Genomic DNA, 10776 nt, shown 5'->3' with positions numbered 1-10776 from the left:
TTGCCTCACCCGCCGATTCGAAACCGCGAGTAAACGCCTTCTTCGCTCGGTTTACAACCCCATCGTCACAACTTGTGCGTAATGCAATGCCGTGGATGCTCCAAAATAGCCGCGCCGCCCGGCCAATTCAATGACCGGCTTTTCGTACCGCATTTCGAGCTCGCTGACCCGGATTACACGAACATCCGGATAGCAACTTTGCCACTTGGCCGCAACTTCAGGAAGTGATGATTCCTTGCGAATCAATTCAGCGATAATATTGATCTGATCACCAGTGAGTGCCATGTCATTTGCCTCCAGAATCAACTCTTCTAGCTTCGACAGTCACTGGAAGCCTAGTATCTGGCGCCATCTCTGGCAACTGAAACTGCCAACCATTCCCAAGCTTAACGAGGCCGCCCCACATTTTCTCCTTTGTCATGGAAACTATCGGCTCTTCAAGGTCCTTTCTTGGCAAGTATGCTTTAAGTGTACCTGTAATATCCTTTCGAATCATAATTTTCATTTTGGGCCTCCAAAAAAGGAGAAACTGGAAAAAAGTACATGGCAACACCGCGTTACAAAGGATTTTTCAGATTCACCGCCACGCATTGACCGTCGCGTATTGAAAAATCCTCGAGACAAACCCACACATTTTGTCAGAGCCCCGACAAGCATAATCGACTCCTTACGTACAAAAGACCTGTAAGGGCAGCTTACCCGTTTGGTCTGGTCCGCCACATCTTGCCGGGAAATCGATCTCTTCCGAGAACGGGCAATTCTTCTTAGCCGGCAAAAGCCGCAGGTTCGTCAGGATTGTCGAGTAGCGCAGAGGAATCTCACCGCCACGCTCTCACAGATCCGGACGTGAATCACGCGATTTATCCGACTCCTATCGTTCCACCTCCCTCCAACGACCAATGCGCGAACAGGCCCAGCTGGCGAGCTCTGACGCCGTTCAGCCATGCCCACGCTCGCGCTTTGCGACCGTGAAGGGTTTTGTATTTCCGTTGTGCCCAGTGCACCAGCGCATAATCGATTGCACCTAGCACATTGATAAGCACAGACCGGTGAAACCGCCCGTAGTACCGAATTCAGCCGCGCAGGACCGGACGAGTTTTGTCCGCCAGCTCGTTGAGTCCAAAATCGTAGCGCCTTAGCCAACCCCGCCGGCGCATATCTTGCCGCATCGCCGTCGCAGCCTTGTTGCTAACCGCTGGAGTAAAGCTTGCAAACAATTTCCCCATTCGGTTCAGTGCGCTTCGCGCCCTGAATGTGTAGCCCAGGAAATCGAACTGGCAGACCGGATAGGTTCCTCGTCTGTTTGCATCTTTGCAGTACACGATCTTGGTTTTCTCTGGATGAAGCTCCAGCAAGCATTCCGCCATCCGCACCTCCAGTTCCTGCTTGAGTGAACGCGCATGCGCTTCACTTTTGCCGTGACAGATGGCATCGTCAGCATAGCGCTCGAAGGGAACTTCCGGATGGTATTTCTGCATCCACCGATCAAACACGTAATGCAGGAACAAATTCGCGAGTATTGGGCTGACGACCGAGCCTTGCGGTGTACCCTTGTCGGGCTGCACCAAAGCCCATCCGGCATGCACACTGGTGCTTTGAGCCAACGCTCGATATACAGCAGCACCCACGCGCAATCCGTGTGACGACGCACCGCCCGCATCAGAAACTCCCAATCGATATTATTGAAGAACCCCTTGATGTCGAGATCGAGCACGCAGGCGTAACGCCAGCATCGCTGTCGCGCAGCCGAGAGTGCGTGATGTGCCGACCGGCCAGGACGATACCCATAAGAATCCTCATGAAACACCGGCGCCACGATGGGTTGCAGATATCGTTTGACTACCATCTGCGCGATTCTGTCCGACACCGTGGGTATTCCCAACGGCCTCGTCCCGCCTCCCGCTTTGGGTATATCAACTCGCAGAACTGGCGGCGGAACATAGCTCCCGGACGACATCCTGTTCCAGATCCGATACAACTTATTCTTCAGATCTGCCTCGAATTCCGTCATTGATTGCCTGTCCACGCCTGCGGCTCCACGATTTCCCTTTACCTGCTTATAAGCCTCCCACACCTCATGTTTGGAAATACAAAACGGTTTTGCCTTATCCACGCCGGTCCTCCTCTCTCAAGTTGCCGACGTAGTAACGTCGAACGATGACGCCCCTTCGGTCCAGTCCCATTACAGGACCTTCAACCCTACTACGGACGTCTCCGTCCCTGTGCCCCTCATCGGTACTCTCATCCTTGTGGAGGCCTTCCACTTGGATTTCTCCCTTAGCATCGGGACGACAGGTTCCCAAGTTCCTTACTGAAGCCTGAATCAAAGTCATGCCGCCTATATGCCGGATGCCGACTGGACCGTCAACAGGCATCGTCCAGTCTTGTCCCGAAGCTGTTGGGCTCTTCGGTTTTGACATCGTTGTAGGTTTATCGACACGTCGTCAGCGGTTCACTTGCGTTCATCTCTTTGATTCCTACCTGACAGAGTTCTCTCCGCCTTTTCCATCGACGCTCACCACGAGGGCTCTTTACCCTCGCAGCTCGTGGTGGTTTGGAGCCCGCTCCTGCAAGCCGACTCCGAAGGGCCAACCTTCATCTCCAGTAAAGCACCACAAACGTCGTTGCACTGACGCTCACGTTCTTGGCACACCCCTACAATTCCCCTATCTGTGATGGACGGTGGACCCGCGATGTGGTCACGTATAGGCGCGCATACGCCTTCATTTAAGTGGTCCAGCGTGCAGAGTTCTCGTGCGCGCATGCCGACGTGACGATCACCCGCGACGAAGTGCACAGCATAGATGTAGAATCGTTGCAGGAAGGTGTCGATTCTAGTGATGTAGCCAATATCTCCTTCATTCACGATAACTTCGCCAATGTCTTTCCCAAAAAACGTACCATCGTTGCGAACCATCGACCGTGCAATTACGCGCTCGCCAACCTCAAAGCTAGGTTCAAACGCTATTTCAACGGTGTCATCCCTCTCAGAGTTACATAAGACCTGCTTTGGTCTCGACATCGACTTTCCCCGAGGTCAGTCTCTAAATTAGGCATCCACAAAGTTGCCCTCCACGATAGAGGCATGTTCGCACCCCACCGACGATGCCACGCCAACGGATCCTAGTTCCATATTTTCCAACAATTCATAGCTTCTCCACCGGTAAGGCTTGAGCCACGACATGAGCCAGACCAATAAACAGGCCTTCAAGAAGCGCGCTGTGGCCATGCTAAGCCGGTACTATGCAATCGTCCACGGGGCACACCGACACACACTGCGGAAAGTCGAGTCCCTCGCACATAGTGCACTTCTTAGGATCAATTGCCAGCACATCACCTTTCTCACTAATGGCAACATTTGGGCACTGTGCCTCACACGCCGAGCAACCGGTGCAGGCTGAGGCAATAATCTTCAGGGCCATAAATACGCTCCTTACAATTTAAAGTGCTGTACTACTCCACCGCGCATGCATGGCCTTTGCACGTCAAACGATCGTTATTGAAACTCTTATAGACGCGCTTTGCCGGATTATGCGTCGTCGCAATGTTTGCGCAACGATGCGCCACCAGCCACACGGATTGAGTAGTCATTGAACCAAGATAGTGCTGCGACCTCAACAATTTCCCCCGCGTACTGCTCCACCGACTCGATGCCAGCATCGGCGAGTTCCTTACGCGGACACAAACCAATTTTCGCTACAAAAATGGCATGACAATCGTTGATCGCACGTATGATACGTACTAGTCGTTCATCGTCACCGTACCCCCCTTGGCAATACAATTCAACCCGGCGATAACCCACAAAGTGCACGCCAGAAGCGCTAACTTCGAAGATTTTTAGCTCAGAAATATTCCCAAAGTGCCCGTTCACGCGACCCCGGCCTTTCGTGGCAACGGCGATATTGACCTTCAGTGCTCCTGTCGCTTTCCTGACCTGCGTTAAGGCTAGTACTTCCCTCCTTGCCTCACGTTGCGCCATGAGCTCGGTCTCCGTGCGGACTTGGTACTCTTGGCGGATGTCTCGGTCATAACCGATATCCATCTGCTCAATGCTCTCCAGTGAAAACTCGTCACTGCGATCCTCATCGAGGAGTCCTACCGCGTCCGCTCGACACTGCCGGCAATGCCGCATCAATTTCACACCGCCCGAACAAGCTTCCTGTACTGTCCTCAATTCATGGGAGGTAGGTCCGCGTGGTCCGTGCAGGCCGAAGTACGTACCATGCGAGGGGTCGGAGATTAGCGGCATAATGTTGTGAAGGAACGCACCTCGCTCTTTCACAGCACGGTTTACCTCAATCATATGTTTATCGTTAATACCTGGAATCAACACCGAATTGATTTTCGTCAGTACGCCTCGTTCTGTTAGCATCTCAAGCCCTCGCATCTGCCGCTCATGCAACACGCATGCGGCGTCCGTCCCAGTCAATCGGCGACGGTTCCAAAAAATCCACGGGTAGATTCTTGCCCCAACAATCGGATCGATCATGTTAATAGTTATTGTCACATGATCAATGCTGTATCGGCAGATGTCATCCACAAAGTCAGGCAACGCGAGGCCATTGGTTGAGAGACATAGTTTGATTTCGGGAGCCCGCTCCTTAAGCAAACGGAACGTCTCAAACGTGGTTCCCGGGCTCGCGAGAGAATCACCGGGCCCAGCAACACCCACCACCGTCAATTGCGGTATGCGACTCGCGACAACCATCACTTTCTTCACCGCCTGCTCTGGCGTCAGCTTTCTCGACGTAACGCCAGGTCGCGACTCGTTTGAACAGTCGTACTTGCGGTTACAGTAGTTGCACTGAATGTTGCAGGCGGACGCAACCGCTACATGCATGCGCGCGTAATGGCGATGCGCTTCCTCTGAGTAGCACGGATGATCTTTTATCTTATCCCACACCCCCGGCAGCATCCCCTCGGCCTCTCCAGACGACTCGCACTTCAACACGCTGGCTCCAACAGACGCGGTACCGCCGCCCCGTAGGACGGATGTTCCGCTAGTTGGCATTAGGGGCACAATTTTCTCCTCGCCTTCAAAACAGGCAGCCGATGGTCGCGTGCTCGCGCTCGCGCTATCTCGCATAACTCTTTCCTTCTCATCGAGAGTGGTTGGTCATCGTGGAAAAAGCGAAATCCGTGCCATCGCGCATGGAGCGTCCCGACCGGTATGAAGGCACCAGCATTTGCCGGCGTTCTATAAGATCGACAGCAGCGCGTTCGTCTCGCGTGTGGGTCGAAGCCAGCTCGAAGCTCACTGCGAAAAGAGGGAGCTAAATTGGCCTAATACGGCTTCCCCCTTTTCGGCACCAGTCAATGCCGGTTGAGTTAAGAGCAGCTTGTCCGGACAGAGACATTCGCGACACGAAAAATGTGCGAAGCCCCCATGTTTACTGACAGCGTCGCCGCTGCCGCTCCGGAAGATAGCGCTCCAGCTTATTGAACTCGGCTGGCACAACGCTTGCTCGGCCGTCTAGGACCCAATGACGCGCAAAGGCGACTACCGCGATGCTTAAACCGATTATTATCGAGAGAACATTGTGCGGCCCAAAACGGCCCCCAAGGGGCCTTTATCGGATAGAAGAAGATTGTGCGATTGCCGGCATACTCTCGCCTGCGGAAATTCCTGAGTTGCTGACAGGAATCTTTGCAGTGGGTGATGAGGAGATAACGTTTATCGACGCTATTGGGGACATGAACCTCAAGCCCGAAACAATAATTTCCGACTGCTCGACAGACACCAAGCAAACCGCTGCCTTGCGCTGCAAGGCTGAGTTTGTACACTTGTCCGTTTCCGTTTCCGTTTCCGTTTCCGTTTCCGTTTCCGATCGTTATTTTCACCATCTGAGGCTGTCGCGAGCTTGCATATTATCCATGATCCCGCGCCTTATCCGGAGGGTAGGGAAATGCCACACAGGAATATCTATTTGTATGGTAAACCTTGCGCGTGCGTACCCCTCATTCTTTGTGGAAGTCGCGCTACGCCCGAGGATGTATGGTGAACAGCGGATCCAATTCTCCAACAAAGTTTGTGCAATTCTCCCGTTTGCGGCCTACGACCTCATTGCAAGGCTGCACGATGTGGAAATCTATTTGCAAAATGATGTCGGTCTCGCTACCGCACATACACTAGCTGCGCTCAACTCCAGCGCCCCACATGGGAACCCAGCGGTAAACGGCATGGTTCACCCGAAGGGCAAGGCAGCGCTCGAGGAAGTCGTGACGGGTTCACGGCATTTGATTGGGCAGGATACAGGCTTCGATAGTAAAACGCTCGTCCAGATCTCTTCTCTTGTCAAAGATGCGTCTGACCGGGCAGTGCCGTCGAACAAAATAAGAACCCATATGGGCTCCCATCGAGCTAGGCGTTGGAGTACACACTCCCGCGTACCCCATTTCGATTCCCGGCTGAGACGATGCGACAAGCACGATTCATTGCGGGCTAAGACGCGTCCGCACCCAGATTACAAAGATTCGGGTAACTCTGAGGCCGTTTTCCGGGACCGAGTAGTTACAAAAATGGTGTTATCGCTGCATCGCGAGCAGGCGCTGGAGATATCCAGCAAAGCCAATGATTTCTTTTCCTGGCGACCGTAGGATGTCCATGTAGCGGTAGCTAACTATTCCAAAATAAACATCGACCCAAACTCGTCGAAACAGCGCGGTCCTCATCTATGTACGTCACACGCCCTATTTGTAACCTTTCCTAGCAACTTACTTCACCTCGGAGCAAAGATATGCAAGGACACCTCAATCAGCAGCAACACCTCTCTTCGACTGAGGACTTTTTTCGGCATTTTGACATCGCATTCGACGAAACAGTTTTGAACGTTAGCCGTCTACATATCCTGAAACGGTTCTTCCAGTACATCGAGCAACAAGAAGAGCCTCCCTTGGACAACGGCACCGCGCTTTTCGAATTTTATCGCAGCTTGCTGCTCAAAGCCTACAACGATTTCGTCTCGTCAACGCCAGCGGAACAGAGGGTTTTCAGGTGTTTTCGGGAGGCAGAAGGACGAAGTTACGTTAGCCTTGACAACCTTCGCGCTTCGCTGGGAAAGCGCGACACCGTCTGACGCGGAGAAGGAACCATGCACATTGTTGTCTGTATCAAGCAAGTCCCCGATTCAGCGCAGATTCGGGTGCATCCGGTCACCAATACAATAATGCGCCAAGGCGTTCCTGCTATCATCAACCCATACGACCTCTTCTCACTAGAGGAGGCGTTGCGGCTGAAGGACCGCTTCGGCGGACGAGTCACGGCGCTATGCATGGGGCCGCCCCAGGCTGAGGACGCGCTACGCAAGTGCATCAGCTTCGGCGCTGACGATGCCATACTCATTACCGACCGCGCTTTCGCCGGGGCTGATACGCTTGCGACGTCCTACGCGCTTGCCGCTGCCATCCAACAGATCACGACTCAACAAACAGTGGATATGGTCTTTACCGGTAAGCAGACCATCGATGGCGACACCGCGCAAGTCGGCCCTGGTATCGCGACACGGCTCGGCTTCCAACTCCTGACCTATGTATCAAGGATCGTTGAGACGGATTTAAATAAGCGTTCAATCGTCGTCGAGCGTCGTGCGGAAGGAGGCGTGCAAGTGCTTCAGACCGCGCTGCCTTGTCTCATAACGATGCTTGAGAATACGAACGAATTACGTTTTGCAACACTCCCCGCAATGATACACGCGGCGGCGTTTCCGATACGCAAATGGAATCGAGAGCAAGCCGGTATCACTGACTTGACTAGGATTGGGCTCAAAGGCTCGCCCACCGTAGTCAGCAAAGTATTCGGCCCAACGCCGAAAGACGAGAAAGCCGAAATTCTGGAAGTGGGTGCCACGAACCTCCGCGAAGTCTCCCACAAACTTGTGCAAAAGATCCTGACCCGTCATCCAACATTGGAGGCGGACCTGTTAATGAAGAGGTTCTCATGAATTCCCCCCTTAGTTCAGACAACATGCCGAACACCACCGTTACAAAGGGCAGCAACCGCCACCTTGAGTTGCCTGAGCACCTCAAAACTTACAAGGGTGTATGGGTTTTCCTTGAACACGATCAGGGTCAGGTTCATAGCGTGTCGTGGGAACTCCTAGGAGAGGCATATAAGCTCGCAGACAAGCTGGGCAGTGAAGTAGCAATTGTCGCGCTTGGCGGCCCTGAAGAGCCCCTTGAGCAGTTTGCAACTGAAGCATTTGGTTTCGGTGCAAACAAGGCGTATGTGATCCACGATCCGGTGTTGCTGGGGTATCGGAATGAACCATTCACGAAAGGATTGACCGATCTAGTTAGCAAATATCGTCCGGAGATCCTGCTTCTTGGGGCGACCACTATGGGCCGAGATCTTGCCGGCTCTGTGGCAACGACTCTTTCGACGGGGCTGACGGCCGATTGCACTAGCTTAAGCATAGACTCTACCTCGCGCGCTCTTGCGGCCACTCGCCCAACCTTCGGTGGCTCACTTCTTTGTACGATAATGACACTTGCATGCCGGCCTCAGATGGCGACGGTCCGTCCGCGCGTAATGGCGATGCCGCCAGTTCAGACCGGCCGTTGCGGACAGATTATTCATGAGCAACTAGGTATGATTGAGTCCGGCATCGTGACGAAGTTGCTCAATTTCATTGCCGATTCAAAAAGCAATCAGATTAATCTTCCTTATGCGGATGTGATTGTAAGTGGGGGAAAGGGCCTTAAGAACCCTGAAAACTTCAAGCTGGTCTTCAATCTGGCGCGTGTCCTCGGCGGCGAAGTAGGTGCGACTCGCCCCTGCGTGCAAGCTGGCTGGGTCGAAGCCGAGCGCCAAGTGGGGCAAACGGGTAAAACCGTTCGACCAAAACTTTACATCGCCGCAGGAATTTCCGGTGCCATCCAGCATCGCGTCGGGATGGAAAGTTCCGACGTGATTGTGGCCATCAACACTGATGAAAACGCACCAATCTTCGACTACGCGCATTACGGCATCGTAGGAGATGCCATGCAACTACTGCCAGCATTGACTCAAGCTTGCGAGGATCACTTGGCGCAGCATAAGTCCGGACATATGAGGGTAGTCAAATGACAGAACCTTTGCGTTTTGACGTAATTGTCGTTGGCGCAGGACCTTCCGGAAACGCCGCTGCCTACTTGATGGCCAAGGCCGGTCTAAAGGTTCTTCAAGTTGAGCGCGGTGAGTATCCGGGCAGCAAGAACGTTCAGGGAGCGATTCTCTATGCGAATGCCCTAGAACAAATTATCCCAGAATTTCGCGACGACGCACCGCTCGAGCGGCACATCATTGAGCAACGCATGTGGATGCTTGACGATACGTCATTCGTAGGCACGCACGTACGAAGCGAGGACTACAACAAACCACCGTACAACCGTTACACCATCATCCGCGCTCAGTTCGATAAATGGTTCTCATCAAAGGTCCGAGAGGCCGGCGCATTGCTCATCTGCGAGACGACGGTGAATCAACTGATTATGGATGGAGATCAAGTTGTCGGCGTTCACTGCGACCGGGAGGAGGGTGACGTGTATGCGGACATTGTGATTCTCGCAGATGGTGTCAACTCAACTCTCGCCCGAAAGGCAAAATTTCACAGCGAAATTGAAGCGCATAACGTTGCGCTCGCTGTCAAAGAGATTCTCTTTCTTCCCGAGGAAACCATTCGCCAGCGCTTTAACGTTTCAGGAGACGAGGGCGTCGCTATTGAAATGGTAGGCCGCATCACCGATGGCATGACGGGCACGGGCTTTCTTTATACAAATAAAGAATCCCTGACCATCGGCGTTGGTTGTATGTTAAGTGACTTCAAGAATTCCGCACACCGCATAAGCCCCTATGAATTGCTGGAAAACATGAAGCACCACCCTTCGATAACGCCGCTAATTGATGGAGGCGAAATGAAAGAGTACTGTGCACATCTGATTCCCGAAGGTGGCTTCAATACGATTCCAAAAGTATATGGCAACGGATGGATGATAGTGGGCGATTCCGGAGGGTTCGTCAATTCCGCGCATCGAGAGGGGTCTAACCTAGCAATGACGACAGGCCGCCTTGCTGCTGAAACGGCAATTCGAGCAAAGGCCATGGGTCGTGGCTACCGCGCCGATGTGCTTTCTGCGTACAAGAGCGCGCTCGATAGGAGCTTCGTGATAAAGGATTTACAAAAATATCGCCACATGCCAGAGATCCTCCGACAGAACCCCCAGTTCTTTACGACGTATCCTGACCTGATCGCATTCGCAGCACGTACGATGATTACCGTTGACGGCATCGATAAGACGACGAAAAAACATGAAATCATCGGAAAGTTTAGAAAGAGCCGGACCCTGCCTGGCCTTCTTGGCGACGCGTACAAACTATGGAGGGCATTTCGATGAGAAAAGTAATAGTCAACATCGAAGAAAAGCTATATCAAAATCGCTATCGCGTGGATGTAGGTAGGCCACATATCCATATCAAGAACGCGGAGGTATGCGCCAATAACTGTGCCGACAAAAGCTGCACCTACATCTGCCCAGCCTCTTGCTATCGCAGTGAGACCAACGGTGCCGTTACGCTCATTACCGACGGCTGCCTCGAATGCGGGAGTTGCCGCATTCTCTGCACCGACCACCGTAACGTCGAATGGGAATACCCGCGAGGCGGTCATGGTATCCAGTTCAAGTTCGGCTGAGTCCACGGCGCAATGAAATGAGCGGTGTTGACCGGCGTTGTTGCATAAATCCGGGGTCGGTTGGGCTGACGTTTACGCGCAACGGCTGAAACTCTGGCTCTGTTAACTT

General features: G+C 53.1%; 11 protein-coding genes and 2 pseudogenes. 6 read left to right on the top strand and 7 right to left on the bottom strand.

Annotated features, from left to right (window positions below; translation table 11 throughout):
* Positions 1 to 51: 51 nt before the first annotated feature.
* The 7 genes and pseudogenes from J8I34_RS31925 to nifB all read right to left on the bottom strand — a co-directional run bounded on the left by J8I34_RS31925 (position 52) and on the right by nifB (position 5086).
* Entirely contained in the window at positions 52 to 285 is a 234-nt protein-coding gene (locus J8I34_RS31925) for a hypothetical protein (protein WP_209777972.1), read from the bottom strand.
* Between the two features lies 1 nt (position 286).
* The gene (gene nifT / locus J8I34_RS31920) at positions 287 to 505 is read right to left on the bottom strand and encodes a putative nitrogen fixation protein NifT (RefSeq protein ID WP_209777974.1); all 219 of its coding nucleotides are present in this window, start codon (positions 503 to 505) and stop codon (positions 287 to 289) included.
* A 568-nt stretch (positions 506 to 1073) separates the two neighbouring features.
* On the bottom strand, positions 1074 to 1628 hold the full coding sequence (locus J8I34_RS35050) for a reverse transcriptase domain-containing protein (protein ID WP_209777977.1): 555 nt from the start codon (positions 1626 to 1628) through the stop codon (positions 1074 to 1076).
* Positions 1629 to 1651: 23 nt separating this feature from the next.
* A pseudogene (locus J8I34_RS35605) lies at positions 1652 to 1957 on the bottom strand (reverse transcriptase domain-containing protein); the annotation flags it as partial.
* Between the two features lie 753 nt (positions 1958 to 2710).
* A pseudogene (locus J8I34_RS35600) lies at positions 2711 to 3022 on the bottom strand (nitrogen fixation protein NifZ); the annotation flags it as partial.
* A 208-nt stretch (positions 3023 to 3230) separates the two neighbouring features.
* Positions 3231 to 3422, bottom strand: coding sequence for a 4Fe-4S binding protein (locus J8I34_RS31905; RefSeq protein WP_209777979.1), 192 nt, complete (start codon positions 3420 to 3422; stop codon positions 3231 to 3233).
* A gap of 107 nt (positions 3423 to 3529) precedes the next feature.
* On the bottom strand, positions 3530 to 5086 hold the full coding sequence (gene nifB / locus J8I34_RS31900; RefSeq protein WP_209808178.1) for a nitrogenase cofactor biosynthesis protein NifB: 1557 nt from the start codon (positions 5084 to 5086) through the stop codon (positions 3530 to 3532).
* A 422-nt stretch (positions 5087 to 5508) separates the two neighbouring features.
* Between nifB and J8I34_RS31895 the strand changes: the two genes are divergently transcribed.
* The 6 genes from J8I34_RS31895 (at position 5509) to J8I34_RS31870 (ending at position 10667) form a co-directional block, all read left to right on the top strand.
* Positions 5509 to 6597, top strand: a complete 1089-nt coding sequence (locus J8I34_RS31895) for a hydroxymethylglutaryl-CoA lyase-like TIM-barrel protein (protein ID WP_209777984.1) — start codon at positions 5509 to 5511, stop codon at positions 6595 to 6597.
* Between the two features lie 140 nt (positions 6598 to 6737).
* On the top strand, positions 6738 to 7076 hold the full coding sequence (locus J8I34_RS31890; RefSeq protein WP_209777986.1) for a nitrogenase-stabilizing/protective protein NifW: 339 nt from the start codon (positions 6738 to 6740) through the stop codon (positions 7074 to 7076).
* A 15-nt stretch (positions 7077 to 7091) separates the two neighbouring features.
* Positions 7092 to 7940 (top strand): electron transfer flavoprotein subunit beta/FixA family protein, encoded by an 849-nt coding sequence (locus tag J8I34_RS31885; RefSeq protein ID WP_209777989.1) that lies wholly within the window; start codon positions 7092 to 7094, stop codon positions 7938 to 7940.
* Positions 7937 to 9064, top strand: a complete 1128-nt coding sequence (locus J8I34_RS31880; protein ID WP_209777991.1) for an electron transfer flavoprotein subunit alpha/FixB family protein — start codon at positions 7937 to 7939, stop codon at positions 9062 to 9064. The genes J8I34_RS31885 and J8I34_RS31880 overlap by 4 nt, the downstream gene beginning before the upstream one ends.
* On the top strand, positions 9061 to 10371 hold the full coding sequence (locus J8I34_RS31875; RefSeq protein WP_209777993.1) for an FAD-dependent monooxygenase: 1311 nt from the start codon (positions 9061 to 9063) through the stop codon (positions 10369 to 10371). The genes J8I34_RS31880 and J8I34_RS31875 overlap by 4 nt, the downstream gene beginning before the upstream one ends.
* Positions 10368 to 10667: a ferredoxin family protein gene (locus tag J8I34_RS31870; protein ID WP_084402629.1), complete on the top strand. Its 300-nt coding sequence runs from the start codon at positions 10368 to 10370 to the stop codon at positions 10665 to 10667. The genes J8I34_RS31875 and J8I34_RS31870 overlap by 4 nt, the downstream gene beginning before the upstream one ends.
* Positions 10668 to 10776 lie beyond the last annotated feature (109 nt).

The organism is Cupriavidus phytohabitans (assembly GCF_017815025.1).
Lineage (GTDB): Bacteria > Pseudomonadota > Gammaproteobacteria > Burkholderiales > Burkholderiaceae > Cupriavidus.
This window is presented reverse-complemented; position numbering and strand designations above follow the sequence as displayed.

Bases quoted from the DNA above. Each gene is read 5' to 3' on its own strand.
- J8I34_RS31925 (WP_209777972.1), bottom strand. From the start codon at position 285: ATGGCACTCACTGGTGATCAGATCAATATTATCGCTGAATTGATTCGC.
- nifT (WP_209777974.1), bottom strand. From the start codon at position 505: ATGAAAATTATGATTCGAAAGGATATTACAGGTACACTTAAAGCATAC.
- J8I34_RS31905 (WP_209777979.1), bottom strand. From the start codon at position 3,422: ATGGCCCTGAAGATTATTGCCTCAGCCTGCACCGGTTGCTCGGCGTGT.
- nifB (WP_209808178.1), bottom strand. From the start codon at position 5,086: ATGCGAGATAGCGCGAGCGCGAGCACGCGACCATCGGCTGCCTGTTTT.
- J8I34_RS31895 (WP_209777984.1), top strand. From the start codon at position 5,509: ATGCTTAAACCGATTATTATCGAGAGAACATTGTGCGGCCCAAAACGG.
- J8I34_RS31890 (WP_209777986.1), top strand. From the start codon at position 6,738: ATGCAAGGACACCTCAATCAGCAGCAACACCTCTCTTCGACTGAGGAC.
- J8I34_RS31885 (WP_209777989.1), top strand. From the start codon at position 7,092: ATGCACATTGTTGTCTGTATCAAGCAAGTCCCCGATTCAGCGCAGATT.
- J8I34_RS31880 (WP_209777991.1), top strand. From the start codon at position 7,937: ATGAATTCCCCCCTTAGTTCAGACAACATGCCGAACACCACCGTTACA.
- J8I34_RS31875 (WP_209777993.1), top strand. From the start codon at position 9,061: ATGACAGAACCTTTGCGTTTTGACGTAATTGTCGTTGGCGCAGGACCT.
- J8I34_RS31870 (WP_084402629.1), top strand. From the start codon at position 10,368: ATGAGAAAAGTAATAGTCAACATCGAAGAAAAGCTATATCAAAATCGC.